Source organism: Cyanobium sp. ULC065 (genome assembly GCF_977927515.1).
Genome location: NZ_OZ376393.1, coordinates 394,236 through 410,563, shown reverse-complemented (window position 1 = coordinate 410,563; position 16,328 = coordinate 394,236). Strand labels below are relative to the sequence as shown.

The window sequence follows — 16,328 nt, the reverse complement described above, 5'->3', positions numbered from 1 at the left end:
CCCGCCTTCAGGGGTTGCAGTAAGGGCAGTGCTGCGGGTCGGCCTGCAACAGCCCATCCCTACGCGGATGCTCCTTGCTGGCCTCGCAGCGAACACAGCCGAAACGCTCCGCCCGCAGCAGCGAGGTGGGACTGCCGCACCAGCCGCAGGGCAGTCCCGGCAGGGACTCCACCGGCCCCCAGCCGGGTGCCCCACAGGCGGGGCAGAGGGTGGCGATGCGCCGCGCCAGCCGGAAGGTGAGGGCGCGGATCGAGGCCATGCGGGTGGGGTTGCAGTGGGCCCGCATGTCCGTTTCCACCAGCGCCAGGCCATCGGCGGACGCGGCGCTGGCCTCATCGATCGCCTGCGCCAGCTCCGCCGCACCACACACTCCCTTGCGCAGGAACGGCTGAGCGCCGGGCTGATGGGGACGCACGATCACGGCATGGCGCGGGAAGCCGATGCGGGTCAGCCAGGGCTCGAGCGGCGTGCCGGGAGCCGCGGTGCAATGGTCGAAGTTCGTGCGGCAGCCGCTCAGCCGCTCGGTGATCACCAGGTCGTGGCGACGGTCCACCCAAGTCATCCACTCGGTGGCCAGGGGCAGGAAAGGCAGCGCCGGATGGGGCCCGAAGCTGCCTTCGCTGGCCAGGCCGAGGTCGAGGCCAGTGGCCGCCATACCCGCCTCCGCCTTGAGGCGACAGGTGGTGGCGGCATCCGCCGGGCGGGGCCGTTCGCCGCAGAAGGTGCCGAGACTGTCGGTGTCGAAGCCGACGGCGAGCACCAGCTCCACGCCGAGGGCCCGGCGCAGCGGCCGGGCGATCACCCGTTCCTTGCCATGGCAGGTGGCCAGGCTGACTCGCCGCCCGCACACATGCCAGGCGGCAATGGCTGAAGTGGCGCCCGGGGCCGCACTCACGCTCCTGCAACCAACGGCACAGGCAAACTACGCCGCCGCAGCAAGCGCGGCCAGAGGCACGACGAACGAAGGAGAAGGGATGGCCCGTGCGGCTTTCATCAACGGCTCTGATCGCCGGCATTTTGAATTCTGTGGCTCGGCACCGCCCAAACCTGAACACGATCCCTAGTCTTTCCCGGTCTCCAGCAGATCGCCTCACCCTTCATCACGCACACCGGGGCGCTGACCCTGCTCCAGCCAGCCTCGATTCAACCGCACCTGTCTCTACAGCTCCCGAGACGATTGGACCTGCTTCGTAGGTTCCTCTCTCTTGATCCTGCGGAACACCCCCCTGCTCCAAGGCCCTGAGACGATCGTCTCAGGGCCTTGGAGCAGGGCCTGACGTCACAGCTTCTCCGGCAGCCAGCCAGCCAGAGAAGCAGATGGCAACGTCCTCAACGAGAGGAAGCGTGTGGATACCGCACGGCCACAGGTGGGCTGCCACAACCGAGCTCAACGTGTGCCGCTTGCGCATCACACATGCCGGTCGGATTTGCGCATCAGACTGACAAGGCGGACTCAAGCAAGAAGCTTGCACATCGGGACGATGCGGTGAGTTTGCACATCGGGCTGGTGCACAGGACTGATGCAGCGGGCTGATTCAGAGGGCTGATGCAGCGGACTCGCGTTGCGGGCTGATGCAGCTGGTTTGTACGAATGGTTTCACTCTCTCCTAGCCACTGGCGGCCAGCCACCATGACGATCCAGCCACCCATGCGGACGCTCAAGCTCACTCTGGAATCCAGGAGCCTGGTGCCCTCGGTGCACTGCTGGAGAGTGAATGATGGGTACGTTCGCACCAACACCTGGTCGCCGGATGGAGAGGTGGTCACCATCGGATTGGCGGGCCCTGGTGACCTTTTGCCACCCCCGAGGCCCGAGTGGCAACCAACCGAGAGGGCCTGCCTGACAAGGACCCTGCTCATGGAGGTGACACCTTCGCAGGAGGAGTTGACAGCCTCGCTCCACAGCCAGATCGCCCAGATGACCACCCTGCTGAGGATCGGTCGGTTGCGTCCGGTCGACACCCGGCTTCTGCATCTGCTGCGCTGGATCGGCGAGCGCTTCGGCATCGTCAACAGCCGGGGAACCCTGCTGTCGCTTCAGGAGATGAACCTGACGCATCGCGTGCTGGCCGAGATCTGCGGCACGACGCGTGTGAGCATCACCAAAGCCCTGAGCCACTACAAGACCGCAGGAATGATCGGGACGCAAGGAGAGGTTGACCTGCTGCTGCCGCATCCCCATCGGACGCTGTATTAAGAGCGGCAGCGACAGACGTGGCTGCCCCTTTGCCCCCAAAGCAGCAGTGAGCGAAGGGCCTGGGAGTTGGGGGCAAGTCGTGGGGAAAGAGCGGGGGATGGCGCGTTGATGCCAGGACGCCGCGATGGGGCAACGCGAAAGGGAGGTGCGGAGTGATATTGCGTCGGGCAATGCAGTGGAGTCGTGCGATGGGTCGTGGGTTGGAGCAACGCATTTGGCCGTGCTCTGGAACCATGCGCTGGGTCATCCATTGGTGCGAGGCGTTGTTGCGAGGCGTTGGAGCGAGGTGTTGGGTCGTGCTCCGGGCCGTGCGGTAGAGCCAGGTGTTGGTGCTAGACACCGGGGGCATGCGTTGGGGCCAGGAGTAATGGCCACTGGAATCGCGCCACTGCGTTGATGCAGCCTGGAAGCGGCTGGTCTCCTGGAAAGGGGAAAGTCGAGTGAAGACCCAGCCACAGACCTGCTGGGATACCCACTGGTCCGGTGGTCGAACTTGGATCCATAGGCTGCTCTGATCGATTTCATTTGCATTACTGCGTTACCGAATGACCCAACCGCCTCTCCCAGCCACTAACTTCTCTCGACCGCCGCAACGGTGTTCCATGCTCCATCCCTAGGGCCGTCAATTAGGTAATCCATCACCAGCTTCTTTGGTGAACCTGGACTCGATCAAGCCTTGCATTCCTGGACCTGAAGTCCATCCATCAACACCATTACTCCCTCTCCAGACTCCGATGACGAGACGCCGCCGTTTTCTCGCCCTCATGGGCAGCGCCATGCTGGGCACCTCTCTGCTGGCCGGCTGCATGGGCAACCCTCCTGATTCCGGAGGCGGGGGCGCCAGCGCACCGGCGCCGGCCACCGCCGACAAGGGGCTTGAGACCAAAACCATCAACCTGGGCTTCATCCCCATCCTTGAGGCTGCGCCCCTGGTGGTGGCCGTTGAGAAGGGTTACTTCGCCAAGCATGGCCTTGAGGTGAACCTCACCAAGCAGGCCAGCTGGCCCTCCGCCCGCGACAACGTGGTGCTCGGCAGCGCCGGCGGCGGCATCGATGGCGGCCAGTGGCAGATGCCCATGCCCCAGATGATCAGCGAGGGCGCGATCACCGATGGCAAGAAGGTGCCGATGTACGTGCTGGCGATGCTGATGAGTCAGGGCAACGGCATTGCCGCAGCCAACAGCGTGAAGGACGGCAACCTCAGCGTGGATCTCAAGGCCAGCTCGCCGGGCTTCTTTGATGCCTTCGCCAAGAAAACCGGCAGCAAGTTCAAGGCCTCCTACACCTTCCCTAAGGCGAACCAGGAGATCTGGATCCGCTACTGGCTGGCCGCCGCCGGTGTGGACCCCGACTCACAGGTGGAACTGCTGACGGTTCCCGCCACCGAAACCCTCCAGGGAATGAAGAACGGCACGATGCAGGCCTTCTCCACCGGCGATCCCTGGCCTTCTCGGATCGTCAAGGACGAGGTGGGCTATCTGCCGGCGATCACCGCCCAGATCTGGAAGTCCCACCCCGAGGAGTATCTGGCGGTGCGGGCCGACTGGGTGGACAAGCACCCCAAGGCCACCGTGGCCCTGATCAAGGGGCTGATCGAAGCCCAGATGTGGATGGACAAGGCCGAGAACCGCGCCGAGGTGGCCACGATCCTCAGCTCCCGCAAGTGGTACAACATTCCCGCCCCGGTGCTTGAAGAGGCGCTCAAGGGCCAGTACAAGATCGGCGCCGACATGAAGCCGGAAACGGATCCGGCGATGGGGCCGCTCTACTGGGCCAGCGATCGTGGTGTGATCTCCTATCCCTACAAGAGCCTCAGCCTCTGGTTCCTGCTCGAATCGATCCGCTGGAAGTTCTATCCCGGCGTGGTGGATACGGTGGATCAGGCCAAGGCGATCAACGACAAAGTGGTTCGCGAAGATCTCTGGATCACGGCGGCCAAGGAACTGGGGCTCCCCGCTGCGGACATCCCCAGCTCCTCCAGCCGCGGCAAGGAGACCTTCTTTGATGGCGTGATCTACGACCCGGAGAACCCTCAGGCCTACCTCGACAGCCTGAAGATCAAGAAGTGAGTTTGAAGTGATCCTTCACCGGGGGCTCTCAACCCCCGGATTTTTTTGCGAGGCGCATAGCCAGTCAGCCTGCTGCTCACCTAATGTCCACACCCCGGTCTCAACCGCTCCGGGCCGTATCCCGTTACCAGAATTCATTTTCGGAGTCTCCCTTTCATGGTTCCCACCTCATCACGCCGCCCCGGGGCATCCAGCAGTCCCCTGAAATGGGTCGCCCGAAGCTCCGGCAACTGGTTGCCGCCGCTCCTGGGCATCGGCGGGTTCCTGTTGGTCTGGCAGATTCTTTCCTCGCTGCAGCTGATCGCCCTGCCTGCCCCTTCGAGCCTGTTCACCGAAGAGCGCACGCGCACCCTGATTCTCTACCCTTTCTATGACCGCGGTGGCCTCGACAAGGGCCTGTTCTGGCAAACCATGGCCAGCCTGTCGCGGGTGGCCCAGGGTTACACCCTCGCAGCACTCGTCGGCATCGCCGTGGGGATCACGATCGGCCTCAAGCCCACGATCAACCGCGCCTTCGATCCCCTGTTCCAGTTCCTGCGCATGGTGGCGCCCCTGGCCTGGGTTCCGATCGCCTTGGTGCTGTTCCAGAACAACCAGCCGGCCGCCATCTTCGTGATCTTCATCACGGCGATCTGGCCGATCCTGATCAACACCGCTGAAGGGGTGCGCCAGATCCCCCAGGACTACCGAAACGTGGCCTTGGTGCTGCAGATGTCGAACCGGCGCTTCTTTACCAAGGTGCTGATCCCCTCCGCTCTCCCTTACATCTTCACGGGCCTGCGCATCTCGATCGGTCTGGCCTGGCTGGCGATCATCGCGGCAGAGATCGTGATGCCCGGCACCCTGGGCATCGGCTTCTTCATCTGGGATGCCTATCAGCAGAACTACGTGGGCGAGATCGTGCTCGGCGTGATCTGGATCGGCGCCATCGGCCTGGTGCTCGATCGGCTGATGGCCTGGCTGCAGACCCGCATCTCCCCGGGCCAGTGAGCCCGTCGAGCTCGTTCCCTTACCTCCTGTTCCTTTCCCCAGGCCCCTCAGAGCCAACCCCCAACGATGACGACATCCCTGGTTGACGTCCGTGCGATCGACAAGAGTTTCGATCTCCGCGGCGGCGGCACCTACCTGGCCCTCAAGGGCATCGACCTGGAGATCCAGAAAGGGGAATTCATCTCCCTGATCGGTCACTCCGGTTGCGGCAAGTCCACCCTGCTGAACATGATCGCCGGCCTGGATCTGCCAACCGAAGGCGTGGTGCTGCTGGAGGGGGAGGCGGTGAAGCGCCCCGGCCCCGAAAAGATGGTGGTGTTCCAGAACTATTCGCTGCTGCCGTGGCTCACGGTGCGCGAGAACATCGGCCTGGCCATCGATGAGGTGATGGGTGATCTGCCCAGGGCCGAGCGGAATGCCATCGTCCAGGAGCACATCGAGATGGTGGGGCTCGGCCCCGCCGCCGACCGGCTGCCCCTGCAACTCTCCGGTGGCATGCGCCAGAGGGTAGCGATCGCCCGGGCCCTGGCGATCCGCCCCAAGCTGCTTCTGCTGGATGAACCCTTCGGCGCGCTCGATGCGCTGACGCGGGGCAATCTGCAGGAGAAGCTGATGCAGATCTGCAACGAGCACGAACTCACGGCGGTGATGGTCACCCACGACGTGGATGAGGCGGTGCTGCTCTCCGACCGCATCGTGATGCTCACCAACGGCCCCGGCTCGGGAATCGGCGGCATCCTCGAGGTGGACATCCCCAGGCCCCGGGCCCGGCTGGAGGTGGTCCATCACCCCAGCTACTACAGCCTGCGTTCCGAGATCATCTACTTCCTCAACCGTCAGAAGCGGGTGAAGCAGTGGCGGGCCCGGCCCCACCAGACGGTGGCCCGCCACGGCCTTGAGAAGGTGAACCTTGATCTGGGCTTCCTGCCACTGGCCGCCAGCGCGCCCCTGGCGGTGGCCGAAGCCCACGGCCTGTTCGCCAAGCACGGCCTCGATGAGGTGCAACTGATCCGCGAACCCACCTGGCGCGGCATCGTTGATGGGCTGGTTGACGGCACCCTCGACGCCTCGCTGATGCCGGCGGGCATGCCCACCTGGATGACGGCCGGCGGCCATGGCGGTACGCCTTTGCCAATCGTGACCTCTCTCACACTCAGCCGCAATGGCAACGGCATCACTCTGGGCCGTCGCCTGGCAGAGCAGGGGGTACGCACGGTGGACGATTACCGCGCCTATCTCAAAAGCCATGAGCGCGAACCCCACACGATGGGGATCGTGCACCAGGCCTCGATGCACAACCTGCTGCTGCGCTACTGGCTGGCAGCCAACGGCATCGACCCAGACAAGGACGTGCACCTGCAAGCGCTGCCGCCGGCCCAGATGCTCGCCGACCTCAAGGACGGCAGCATCGACGGCTACTGCGTGGGTGCTCCCTGGCTGGATCGTGCCACCCGTGATGGCCACGGGATTGCTGTGGCCGGTGACTTGGCGATCTGGCCTGGCCATCCCGGCAAGGTGCTGGGCGTGCGCGAAGACTGGGCGATCACCTACCCCAACACCCACATCGCCCTCACCAAGGCCCTGCTGGAGGCCTGCCAGTACTGCGCCGATCCGGCCCACTGGGCAGAGCTCAGCGAGTTGCTCAGTGATCGCCGCTATCTGGGCATCAAGCCAGAGCTGATCCGGTTCAGTGAGGCCAGCGCCGATGTGGACAGGGGCGGACCGGAGAGCGAAGCGGCTGTGCCGCACCACCTGTTCTTCGGGGAGGGACTGAACCGGCCCAGCCGCACCGAGCACCTCTGGATGATGACCCAGATGGCCCGCTGGGGTGACATTCCCCTGCCACGCAACTGGGTGGAGATCCTGGAGAGGGTCTGCCAGGTGGGGGTGTTCAGCACCGCCGCCCGCGAACTCGGCCTTGAGGCGATCAGCTACCAGCGCCAGGGCATCGCCATGTTCGATGGCCAGCCTTTCGATGCCGACGACCCGGTCAGCTACCTCAATGCCCAGGCGATCAAGCGGGATTTCAGCATCGCCGAGATCCCCCTGGCCCCACCACGTCGCGGCTGAGAAGCCCGACAGCATCCGCCTGCCCTTTCTTCCCCAGCATTCTTCAGCACCCCACCCATGTCCACCCTGATCCAGCCATCCCTGCAGGGAGTGTCACGCCCACCGGCCGAAGCCTTCCTGCGCTTCGAAAACGTCAGCAAGGTGTACCCCACCGCCAAGGGGCCCTATCCGGTGCTGGATGGCATCGACCTAGGCATCAACCAGGGCGAGTTCATGTGCGTGATCGGCCACTCCGGTTGCGGCAAATCCACCCTGCTCAACATGGTGTCGGGCTTCGCCACCCCCAGCGATGGCCGGGTGGTGCTGCACGGCAACACGATCACTAAGCCAGGCCCCGATCGCATGGTGGTGTTCCAGGGCTATGCCCTGCTGCCCTGGTTCACCGCCTACGAAAACGTTTACCTGGCAGTGGATTCGGTGAAACCGGAACTGCCGACCCATGAGAAGAAGGAGATCACCCGGGAGCACCTGGCGATGGTGGGGCTCACCGATGCGGCCGACAAGAAGATCCTGCAGCTCTCGGGGGGAATGAAGCAGCGGGTGGCGATCGCCAGGGCCCTGGCGATCCGCCCGGAGGTGCTGATCCTGGATGAACCCTTCGGCGCTCTTGATGCGATCACCAAGGAGGAATTGCAAGAGGAGTTGCTCACGATCTGGAACACGCAGCGCTGCACAGTGCTGATGATCACCCACGACATCGATGAGGCACTTTTTCTCGCCGATCGCCTCGTGATGATGACCAACGGCCCGGCCGCCAAGATCGGCGAAATCATGGAGATCAGCTTTCCAAGGCCCCGCAACCGCGAGGAAATCATGGAGGATCCTCTCTACTACGAACTGCGCAATCAGGCGCTTGATTTCCTCTACAGCCGCTTCGCCCACGACGACACGGAGTGAACAGCTCGGGGCCGATGGTCCGGGCTCGCCATGAAAAAGCCCCGGCCAAGGCCGGGGCTCGGGGACACAATGCGACGGGCCCAAAGAGGCGGCAGCACCCGCCCCCTCTGCCCAGTATCAGCCTTCCACCTTGACGTTCACCGTGGTGACCGTCTGGGCCTTGGGCGCGGTGATCGTGAGCAGACCATCGCGGTAGTGGGCTTCGAGGCCTTCCCGCTGCAGGCCGCCGGGGAAGGTGAAGCTGCGGCTCCAGGTGCCGTAGCGGAACTCGCTGTGCAACGGGGCCAGGCGGGCGGACGCCTTGGTTACAGGTGTGGCTGCTGGGGACGGGGCCTCTGAGGGCGCGGCCGCCGCGTCCGGGGCAGGGCGGTTGCCATCGGCCTTCGCCCGCGCCGGGGCGTGGCGCTCGCTGCGCCGTTCGGCGCTGATCAGCAGGGTGCGGTCGGTGGCTTTGACATCGATCGAGCCTTTGTCGACACCCGGCAGCTCAAGAACGATGGTGTAAGCCTGATCGTTCTCATGCACTTCGGCGGCCGGCACGCGCTCGGCCTGCAGCACTTGCTGCTCCAGCCGCTCGAACAGATCAAAGGGGGATTGGCGCAGGGTCAGCATGGGGATGTCCTCCACAGGTTGGCTGAGGTGATGGCATTCAGGTTCTGCGATTCGCAGGCACCTGTGATGGTGAAGAACGGGGAATCACTTCGCCCGTGCAGCTACCTTCGCCAACTCGAATGAAACGGTGAGACGAAAGAACCGGCCCTTTTGGTACGGCGCTCCTCCCCTGATTCGGTGGGCCCCACCGCGCGGTGGTGAGAACCGATCAAGGCGCCACCAGCGCTGCTCAGAGCCACCACCAGTGGCTGAAGGCCGCCGCCTGGCCGTGGTCGCGGCCATCGGCATCCCGCAGTGTCCAGAGGCGGGCGCCATCGATCACGAAGCGGCGGCCGTGGCTGTCGATGCGCACGCCGCGGTAGCCGCTGATCGCCTGGCGGTGCCGCGCCAGCGCCAGCAACCGCTCCCGCCCCTCACGCTCGGACGGTTCGGCAGTGAGCCGCGACGGCAGACCCACCATCGCCGCCCAGGGCCGGCGCCACAGCCGCAACGCGGCGGCATTGGCGTAGATCAGGCGGGGATCGGCCGGCGCTGTGGTGCCACCGGCCAGGCCATCGTCGTGGGCGAGCACCACCAGGGGGGCAGCGAACAGCTCCTGCGCCTGATGGCGTGCATCACCGGCCGCCGCCAGCTGGGTGGGGCCGGCCACCAGCGCCAGCAGCGGACGACCGAAGGCCAGCTGATGGGAAGCGAGCAGCAGGGCGGCGCGGGCCTGGCACGCCGGCGTCAGCCAGGGGGCCTCTGCAGGCCGCTCGGCCTCAGGCACCGCTGCTGGCGCCATCGCCGGCCCCGGCACTCATGGCGCAGGCCATGGCCTGCTGGCCGATGGCGATGCCCTGGCTGCGCAGCCGCTCGGTGAACAGGCGGTTGGAGTCGGGGAAGCGGGGCTCGGCGGCCAGCGGCAGTTCACCGGCCTCATCGAGGCCCATGTCCCCCTCCATCGCCGGGGTGATCACCACCAGATCGGGGTCAAGGGCGGCGGTGTAGCTCCACCAGCGGGTGGGATCGAGCACGGCCGGATGGACCGGGTGGGGTGCGGCGGCAGGCGCCGCTTCAGTGGCAGACGCCGCCAGCTGCCGGCGGCGTTGGGTGGCCAGATCAGCAAGCAGCTGGCTGCGGCTGCGGCCGCGCATCTGGAACAGCACGAAGGGGTCTTCGCTGAAGCGATCCCCCATCAGGTAATAGACAGCGCTGACGTGTTTGCAGGGGGCGGCCTTGTCGGGGCAGCTGCAATCGCAGCGCACCTCCTGCAGCTTGAAGGGGAACAGCCGTTTGCCGCTGGCGGCGAAGGCCCGCTCGATGTCCTGCGGCATCACCCCAGCCAGCAGCTGCGCCGACCAGCGCGCCTTCTGACCGAGCGCCTCCAGCACATAGCCCCAGTCTTCATCGGAGAGGGTGTCGAGCCAGAGCTTCACCTTGTAGGGCTCGGCTTCGGTGCCCTGCACCAGGGCTTTCACCCGCTTCCCTTCAAACAGGATCGACAGCACGTTGCCGGAGCGGGCGTAGGCCCAGGCACGCTCCAGCCGTTTCTTGTAGCGGTAGGAGTTGATCAGTTCCATCCACTGCTCCACCCACCAGGGCTGCTGGCCGAAGTGGGTGCTGACGATGGTGGGCGAGGTGCTCGTCATGGCGGAAGGATGGAAGGGGGCAGCCGGCGCTCAGGGGGCCCCGAGGAAATCACGCTTGCCGATCACCACGCCGTTGTGGCGCAGGATCGCGTACGTGGTGGTGGTGTGGAAGTAGACGTTGGGCAGAACAAAGGCTGAAAGGAACGGCCAGCCCGCCATCGTGATCGTTTCACCCTTGCCGATCGGCACGGTGATCGGGCGCTCTTCGCCCCCATCGATCTGCTCGGCGCTGAAGCCGTCGAGATAGGCGATCGATTCCCGCAGGCGTTCGATCAGCGCCTCCAGGCTCTCCTCATTGTCCGCCATCGGCGGCGCCTCCAGGCCGGCCAGCCGGGCCACGCCGCGGCGGGCCACGTCGCTGGCGATCTGCACCTGGCGCGCCAGGGGGAACATGTCGGGGTAGAGACGGCTGGTGAGCAGCACGGTGGAGTCGAACCCCTGCACCCGGGCATGCGCCAGGGCCTTCTCCAGCAGGTGGATCAGGTTGGTGAGGGCGCGCCGCAGCGGCGGCACGGACGCCTGGTAAAGGGTCAGGTCCATGGATGCACCGAAAGCCTCAGCTGCCCGCCAAGGCTATGGGCTGCAGGCGCCGCCTCAGCTGGCTGGAGCAGGCGCCTGTGACGCAGGTCGGCGGGGCGCGCCATTAAAAATCAGCTTCACCAGGTTGCGGCCGTCCGGCGAGATCAACACCTCGGTTTCGAGGGTGGCGGGCTGCTGGCGTTCCACCCAGGCGGGGGGGCCGCCGAGGAAGCGGAACAGAAAGCCATCGGGGCTGCGCTTCACCAGGCAGGGGTTGTCGGTGGAGGCGGTGACGAACATGCACGGAGCCGGCCGGTAGGCCTGCAGGCCGCCGTTGAGTTCCACCGCATAGGTGCGGGCGAAGTTGATGGCCCGCACCTCCTCGATCGGCACGCGCCACTGGGCCAGGGAGGCGGAGGAGCTGGCGGCGATCAGGGCAGACAGAGCCAGGGGGGCCAGCAGGGCCCTTTGCAGCCGGTTGGCTGTGAACGGGAGCAGGGTCATGGCAGCAGGGGCGATGCCTTCACCATGACCACAGGGGAGAAACGCGTCAACGCAGGCCGCAGGCCTGTGGGGGCACTGCTGCGCCTGGGGGGAGCTGCGCTGTGCCTGCGGGTGGCCAGCCAGCGAGCGAGGGAAAAACTAGAACGCCGCATTGCACAGAGGCGAATGCGCGTCCGTTGATTGACGGTGGCGCCGGCTATTGTTAAAATTTGAAATAGCTTTCTATTGGGCTTGTCTTGGCTGGAGCCTCAACTTGAGCCACTCGATGAGGGGGATCAGAGGTCTTGCGATGGCAACAAGACTGGCGGCAAGGAAGCTGGCGGTTGCGGCGCATGGAGCCACAGCCTTCCCGCCACGAAAACAGTGACAGGCAACACAGAATGGAGCGCATTCATCCTGCACGTCCATTATCTTGTGGCAACGAATGCAAAAGTGGAGGGATCATGCATGCCGTTGAGCGCTCTGCAAGCAGGACGGTCCACGCCTACGCCACTGATCCTTTTCGCTTCCCGCGTTGCATGAACGGTCCCCCTCACCTGAGCCGTCATGGCGCCGCACGGCAACAGACCGAGCCCCATGCCACGGGCGTTGCAGCATGAAGGTGTCCATGAGGCAGCTGATCCAGAGCCTCGGCACCTTTGCCACGGTGCTGATCGTCACCACCTTTTCGGTTGTTTGCTCTGTAGCGCTCACCTCAACTCTCTGTTTCTTCGAGCAATGTGAGGCCCCGCGGATCGCCGTTGCCACTGCCATCGCCATTCCTGCGATGGTCGCGCCGCTGGCTAGCTGGCCGCTGGTGGACCTGGTGATGCAGATCGATAGCCTCGAGAAGGAAATGCGCGCGATGGCCACCTTCGACCAGCTGACAGGACTGCTGACGCGGCAGGCCATTTTTGATCAGATCCAGCAAGTGATGCACCTGGCCGAGCGCGAGCAGCACCATGTTTCCTTGCTTGCGTTGGATCTCGATCGTTTCAAGGACATCAACGACACCCACGGCCATGCTGGCGGCGATGAAGTGCTCAAGAGCTTTGCTATCACGGTGAAAGCTGTGCTGCGCAAGAGCGACTATCTCGGCCGCATCGGCGGCGAAGAATTCATCATCTTTCTTCCCAATACCTCAGAGGAGGCTGCGCTCGCACTCTCAGAGCGGCTGCATCAGGCGATCCGGGATTCGCTGGTGGCCTATGAACATTCCTCCATTCGCTATTCAGCGAGCATCGGCCTGGTTTCCGTGGTGCCCTCTGCCGAGATCAGCCTTGAGGAGATTCTCAAGCGAGCCGATGATCTTCTTTACCTGGCCAAACGGCAAGGCAGAGATTGCACCGTTTCCTACAACGATGGAAAACCAGGCTGAATCCGACCCACCCCCCAATCAACCGTGTCCTACCTGCCGCTGCGGCTGCCTCCCGGTGAGGATCTTCGCCATGCCCTGGAAGCCACAGCCACGGCACCAGGCAGCGGTTCATTCGTTGTTTCCGGCATCGGCAGCCTCTGGCATCCCAGGCTCCGTTTCGCCGCCGCTGAAGCGGAAACCCAGCTCAAAGGGCCGTTTGAAATCCTGACGCTGTCGGGGTCGATCACCGCGGAGGGCGCCCATCTGCACATTGCCGTGGCAGATGGCCAGGGGCAGGTGATCGGCGGCCACCTCTGCTACGGCAGCCGCGTGCGCACCACAGCCGAAATCCTGACGGTCCGCCCCGAAGGCTGGCAGCTGCGCCGCCTTCACGACGCCACCACCGGCTACCTGGAACTCCAGGTGCAGGGGCTTTCCGGCAAGGCGTGTCGTCCCAGCGTCCAAGCTGCCAACGCCCAAGCCGTCGACCGGACTCCCGCCAGCGAAGCTGATGCCGCCGCTGGCGGAACGATGGGTTCAGCCTGAGGCCGCCTCACCTGGGCCGCGGCCGGTGGTCATGCGGCGGCGCAGGTAAGCCACCGCCAACTGCACCGTTTCCTGCAGCAACTGCGCGCGGAACGGGGGCGCCTTCGCCAGTGACAGCCAAAGCAGATTGCCCACCGTCTTCACCAGCACGTAGGCCATCATGCGCGCGTCGTCCTCGCTGAGCACACAGCCTTCAGCGCCCACGCGGGCGATCAGGGCCGCCGACCAATCCGCCACCAGGCGCACATCCGCCTCCTCCTCGATCGCCAGCAGATCGGCGGTGGCGCTCTGCGCCTCATTGAAGATCGCCTGATAGCCGGGATGGCTGGTGAAGAAGCGATCGGTGAGCGACACCATCGCTTCGATGTAGGCGTCGAGCGGCAGCGCAGAGGCTTCGCTCTCCTCAAAGGCGGCCAGCTCCCTGTGCAGCTGCTCGCCGTAGCCGCGGGCCAGGCTGCGCAGGATCGCCGCCTTGTCGGGGAAGAACTGATAGAGGGAGCCGATCGGCACGCCGGCGTGCGCCGCGATCGCGTTGGTGGTGGTGCTGGCCACGCCCTCGGCCACGAACAAGGCCTCGGCCGCCTCCAGGATCCGCCGCACCCGCTCCTGGCTGCGGGCCTGGCGGGGCTGGCGGCGCAGGCCGGTAGTGGAGACCGGCGCGGGGGTGGAGCGCTGCGTCATGGCCGCAGCCAGGAGCAGGCCGGCACAAAGAGGGGCACGAGCGGGACCTCAGACAGGGAGGCAGAAGAGGGCTCAGGCAGAGGCGCGAGCTGGGGCACAGGCGCAGGCAGGCAAGACGAGCAATCCTCGCATTCTCCTTGACAAAGGCGAGGGACACTCATATTTTCACTGATGTGAGCACTCCTCATGTTCAGAGCTCACTGCCCGCACTGACCCTCCGCTCGCCCTTCCATGGCCACCACCCTCTGGCAGTCCACCGCTCACGCCGCTGCTCCCCCGGCTCCGGTCGCCCCCGACCCCCTCTTCCGCATCCTCGGCACCATGCTCGCGATGAGCGGCGGTGACACCAGCCTTGAGCTGGTGGGCGTGCTCACCGACGGGCTGCTCGACACCCCCTCCTACGCACTGGCGGCGCAGCACCTGCGCCACGATCCCGGCTGCGCCGCCCTCATCGACGCCCGCTGGGTGCCGGGTCCGCATGACCTCGATCGGCTGGCGGCCCTGCCGGTGGGCTCGCTCGGCCATGCCTACGCCGCCAGCCTCACCCGGCTCGGCTACGACCCCGACCTGCACGCCGGCATGGAGGCCGGCAGCGAGGCGACCTACGTGGAGGTGCGGCTCAGCCAGACCCACGACCTCTGGCATGTCCTCACCGGCTTCGACACCTCGCTGCTCGGCGAGATCGGCCTGCAGGCCTTTCACCTCGGCCAGTTCCCCTATCCCCTCGGCGCCATGCTCACGGCCCAGGCGCTGCAGTCGATCACGCTGTTCGAACCCGAACAGCTGCCGGCACTGGTGCTGGCCATCCACACCGGGCTGCGGATGGGCCAGCAGGCCCGGCCCCTGTTCGCCCAGCGTTGGGAGGAGGGCTGGGCGAAGCCCCTGCAGCAGTGGCGCCAGGAGCTGAACCTCACGCCCGTGCAGGAGTGGGCCGCCGCCGCGCCGCCCAGCGCCGGCAGCACCACCGCCCCCCTGCCGCTGGGGGCCGGGCAGCCATGACCTCCCTCCTGCTGCGGCATCAGCGTTTCCGCTGGCTCTGGCTGGGCCAGACGGTGCTGTTCTGCGGCGTGCAGTTCTGGTTCGTGGCCATCACCTGGCTGATGCTGCAGCGCACCGGCTCGGGCAGTGCCGTGGCGCTGGTGCTGATGGCGGCAGCGCTGCCGCGGGGGCTGCTGATGCTGGTGGGGGGTGCCCTCAGCGATCACCATCCGCCCCGTGCCCTGGCGGTGCGGGCCAGCGCGGTGCTGGTGCTCTGCACCGCCGTGCTCACCCTGCTGGCCGCCCATGGGGCACTGGCACTGGCGCCGGTGATGACGCTGGCGGCCCTGTTCGGCGCCGCCGAGGCCTGCGTCTACCCCGCCGCAATGGCCCTGCTGCCCCAGCTGGTGCGGCCAAGGCTGCTGAACCGGGCGCACGCCTGGCTGCAGGGCAGCGAGCAGATCAGCAATGTGGTCGGTCCGGCCCTGGCTGGCGTGGCGCTGGCGATCGGCGGCGCCACGGCCGCGCTCGCCCTCGACGCCGGCATGCTGCTGCTGGCCGCCTGCTGCTTCGTCCAGCTGCGACCCCGACCAGCCGCCTGGCACCGGGACGCCGCGGGCGGGCTGCTGCGGGGACTGCGCGAAGGCTGTGTGTTCGCCTGGCGCCACGGGGCGATCCGCACCGGTCTGGTGCTGATCGCGATGATCAACCTGGCCGTGCTCGGTCCGGTGGTGATCGGCGTGGTGGAGCTGGTGAGCCTGCGTTTCGGGGGCGGAGCCGCCACGTTCGGCGCGCTGCAGGCCGCCTATGGCGTGGGCGCGTTGGCGGGGGTGGCGCTGGCCGGCCGGCTCGACCGCTTCCGGCTGGATCAGCCCGCGTCGGCGCTGGGATGGCTCTCCGCCGCCCTGGGGCTGGGCCTGCTGGGGCTGGCCGCCGCCGGCGACGCCTGGGGGGCGGCTGCCGTGCTGGCGGCGAGGGGGGTGGGCGGCGGCCTGGTGGGGGTGATGGCCACGGTGTGGCTGCAGCGGGAAACCCCGGCAGCGCGGCAGGGCCGCGTGATGGCGCTGGGGATGATGGCCGGGGTGGCCTTCGATCCGCTCTCCCAGGCCCTGGCGGGCCTGCTGCTGGATGTGTCGCTCACGGCGGTGTTCCTCGCGGGCGGCGGCGCCCTGCTGCTCACCGCCCTGCTGGTGCTGCGCCGCGCACCCAACGCACTGGCCAGGGGTGGCTGAGCGGCGCGGGAGGTGATGCGGGGTGGGAGGCGGGAGCAGGAGTGGAACAGGCAGCACCCGCAGAGCCCC

The 16,328-nt window shown here is 66.2% G+C and carries 16 protein-coding genes; 9 read left to right on the top strand and 7 right to left on the bottom strand.

Annotated features, from left to right (window positions below; genetic code table 11):
• Nucleotides 1-7 precede the first annotated feature (7 nt).
• Nucleotides 8-895: a DUF6671 family protein gene (locus ACXMDP_RS01905; RefSeq protein ID WP_259729979.1), complete on the bottom strand. Its 888-nt coding sequence runs from the start codon at nt 893-895 to the stop codon at nt 8-10.
• 1,023 nt (nt 896-1,918) lie between these two features.
• Here ACXMDP_RS01905 and ACXMDP_RS01900 point away from each other — a divergent pair.
• The 5 genes from ACXMDP_RS01900 (at nt 1,919) to ACXMDP_RS01880 (ending at nt 8,223) form a co-directional block, all read left to right on the top strand.
• Nucleotides 1,919-2,197 carry a helix-turn-helix domain-containing protein gene (locus ACXMDP_RS01900; RefSeq protein WP_259729312.1) on the top strand — a complete coding sequence of 93 codons (279 nt, stop codon included), beginning with the start codon at nt 1,919-1,921 and terminating at the stop codon, nt 2,195-2,197.
• 734 nt (nt 2,198-2,931) lie between these two features.
• On the top strand, nt 2,932-4,266 hold the full coding sequence (locus ACXMDP_RS01895) for a CmpA/NrtA family ABC transporter substrate-binding protein (protein ID WP_259729311.1): 1,335 nt from the start codon (nt 2,932-2,934) through the stop codon (nt 4,264-4,266).
• Between the two features lie 156 nt (nt 4,267-4,422).
• A complete protein-coding gene (ntrB, locus tag ACXMDP_RS01890; RefSeq protein WP_259729310.1) occupies nt 4,423-5,256 on the top strand; it encodes a nitrate ABC transporter permease in 834 nt (277 codons plus the stop codon).
• Nucleotides 5,257-5,322: 66 nt separating this feature from the next.
• Entirely contained in the window at nt 5,323-7,326 is a 2,004-nt protein-coding gene (locus tag ACXMDP_RS01885) for an ABC transporter ATP-binding/substrate-binding protein (protein WP_259729309.1), read from the top strand.
• A 57-nt stretch (nt 7,327-7,383) separates the two neighbouring features.
• Nucleotides 7,384-8,223 (top strand): nitrate ABC transporter ATP-binding protein, encoded by an 840-nt coding sequence (locus tag ACXMDP_RS01880; protein WP_259729308.1) that lies wholly within the window; start codon nt 7,384-7,386, stop codon nt 8,221-8,223.
• Nucleotides 8,224-8,340: 117 nt separating this feature from the next.
• On the opposite strand, the gene ACXMDP_RS01875 is transcribed toward ACXMDP_RS01880, so the two are convergent.
• From ACXMDP_RS01875 to ACXMDP_RS01855, 5 genes are all read right to left on the bottom strand, one after another.
• Nucleotides 8,341-8,835 (bottom strand): Hsp20/alpha crystallin family protein, encoded by a 495-nt coding sequence (locus ACXMDP_RS01875; protein WP_259729307.1) that lies wholly within the window; start codon nt 8,833-8,835, stop codon nt 8,341-8,343.
• 229 nt (nt 8,836-9,064) lie between these two features.
• On the bottom strand, nt 9,065-9,616 hold the full coding sequence (locus tag ACXMDP_RS01870; protein WP_259729306.1) for an MEKHLA domain-containing protein: 552 nt from the start codon (nt 9,614-9,616) through the stop codon (nt 9,065-9,067).
• A complete protein-coding gene (locus ACXMDP_RS01865; RefSeq protein ID WP_259729305.1) occupies nt 9,594-10,463 on the bottom strand; it encodes an SWIM zinc finger family protein in 870 nt (289 codons plus the stop codon). Before ACXMDP_RS01865 ends, ACXMDP_RS01870 begins: the two co-directional genes overlap by 23 nt.
• 30 nt (nt 10,464-10,493) lie before the next feature.
• Nucleotides 10,494-11,003 carry a DUF1993 domain-containing protein gene (locus ACXMDP_RS01860; RefSeq protein WP_259729304.1) on the bottom strand — a complete coding sequence of 170 codons (510 nt, stop codon included), beginning with the start codon at nt 11,001-11,003 and terminating at the stop codon, nt 10,494-10,496.
• 54 nt (nt 11,004-11,057) lie between these two features.
• Nucleotides 11,058-11,486 carry a hypothetical protein gene (locus tag ACXMDP_RS01855; protein WP_259729303.1) on the bottom strand — a complete coding sequence of 143 codons (429 nt, stop codon included), beginning with the start codon at nt 11,484-11,486 and terminating at the stop codon, nt 11,058-11,060.
• 646 nt (nt 11,487-12,132) lie between these two features.
• On the opposite strand from ACXMDP_RS01855, the gene ACXMDP_RS01850 reads away from it, so the two are divergent.
• Both ACXMDP_RS01850 and ACXMDP_RS01845 read left to right on the top strand, forming a co-directional pair.
• The gene (locus tag ACXMDP_RS01850) at nt 12,133-12,843 is read left to right on the top strand and encodes a GGDEF domain-containing protein (protein ID WP_259729302.1); all 711 of its coding nucleotides are present in this window, start codon (nt 12,133-12,135) and stop codon (nt 12,841-12,843) included.
• A 24-nt stretch (nt 12,844-12,867) separates the two neighbouring features.
• Complete coding sequence (locus tag ACXMDP_RS01845) at nt 12,868-13,368, top strand: PPC domain-containing DNA-binding protein (protein ID WP_259729301.1); 501 nt, start codon at nt 12,868-12,870, stop codon at nt 13,366-13,368.
• Here ACXMDP_RS01845 and ACXMDP_RS01840 read toward each other — a convergent pair.
• Complete coding sequence (locus tag ACXMDP_RS01840; RefSeq protein ID WP_259729300.1) at nt 13,360-14,049, bottom strand: TetR/AcrR family transcriptional regulator; 690 nt, start codon at nt 14,047-14,049, stop codon at nt 13,360-13,362. The two genes, ACXMDP_RS01845 and ACXMDP_RS01840, sit on opposite strands and share 9 nt — an antisense overlap.
• 231 nt (nt 14,050-14,280) lie before the next feature.
• Here ACXMDP_RS01840 and ACXMDP_RS01835 point away from each other — a divergent pair, with 231 nt between their 5' ends.
• Nucleotides 14,281-15,048: a Coq4 family protein gene (locus ACXMDP_RS01835; RefSeq protein ID WP_259729299.1), complete on the top strand. Its 768-nt coding sequence runs from the start codon at nt 14,281-14,283 to the stop codon at nt 15,046-15,048.
• The gene (locus ACXMDP_RS01830) at nt 15,045-16,259 is read left to right on the top strand and encodes an MFS transporter (protein ID WP_457767020.1); all 1,215 of its coding nucleotides are present in this window, start codon (nt 15,045-15,047) and stop codon (nt 16,257-16,259) included. Before ACXMDP_RS01835 ends, ACXMDP_RS01830 begins: the two co-directional genes overlap by 4 nt.
• The last annotated feature ends 69 nt before the right edge of the window (nt 16,260-16,328 follow it).

What these genes read in the sequence shown, in the direction of transcription:
- ACXMDP_RS01860 (WP_259729304.1), bottom strand. Translation starts at nt 11,003, where the DNA reads ATGGACCTGACCCTTTACCAGGCGTCCGTGCCGCCGCTGCGGCGCGCC.
- ACXMDP_RS01870 (WP_259729306.1), bottom strand. Translation starts at nt 9,616, where the DNA reads ATGGCGCCAGCAGCGGTGCCTGAGGCCGAGCGGCCTGCAGAGGCCCCC.
- ACXMDP_RS01885 (WP_259729309.1), top strand. Translation starts at nt 5,323, where the DNA reads ATGACGACATCCCTGGTTGACGTCCGTGCGATCGACAAGAGTTTCGAT.
- ACXMDP_RS01855 (WP_259729303.1), bottom strand. Translation starts at nt 11,486, where the DNA reads ATGACCCTGCTCCCGTTCACAGCCAACCGGCTGCAAAGGGCCCTGCTG.
- ACXMDP_RS01895 (WP_259729311.1), top strand. Translation starts at nt 2,932, where the DNA reads ATGACGAGACGCCGCCGTTTTCTCGCCCTCATGGGCAGCGCCATGCTG.
- ACXMDP_RS01880 (WP_259729308.1), top strand. Translation starts at nt 7,384, where the DNA reads ATGTCCACCCTGATCCAGCCATCCCTGCAGGGAGTGTCACGCCCACCG.
- ACXMDP_RS01840 (WP_259729300.1), bottom strand. Translation starts at nt 14,049, where the DNA reads ATGACGCAGCGCTCCACCCCCGCGCCGGTCTCCACTACCGGCCTGCGC.
- ACXMDP_RS01835 (WP_259729299.1), top strand. Translation starts at nt 14,281, where the DNA reads ATGGCCACCACCCTCTGGCAGTCCACCGCTCACGCCGCTGCTCCCCCG.
- ACXMDP_RS01830 (WP_457767020.1), top strand. Translation starts at nt 15,045, where the DNA reads ATGACCTCCCTCCTGCTGCGGCATCAGCGTTTCCGCTGGCTCTGGCTG.
- ntrB (WP_259729310.1), top strand. Translation starts at nt 4,423, where the DNA reads ATGGTTCCCACCTCATCACGCCGCCCCGGGGCATCCAGCAGTCCCCTG.
- ACXMDP_RS01875 (WP_259729307.1), bottom strand. Translation starts at nt 8,835, where the DNA reads ATGCTGACCCTGCGCCAATCCCCCTTTGATCTGTTCGAGCGGCTGGAG.
- ACXMDP_RS01865 (WP_259729305.1), bottom strand. Translation starts at nt 10,463, where the DNA reads ATGACGAGCACCTCGCCCACCATCGTCAGCACCCACTTCGGCCAGCAG.
- ACXMDP_RS01900 (WP_259729312.1), top strand. Translation starts at nt 1,919, where the DNA reads ATGACCACCCTGCTGAGGATCGGTCGGTTGCGTCCGGTCGACACCCGG.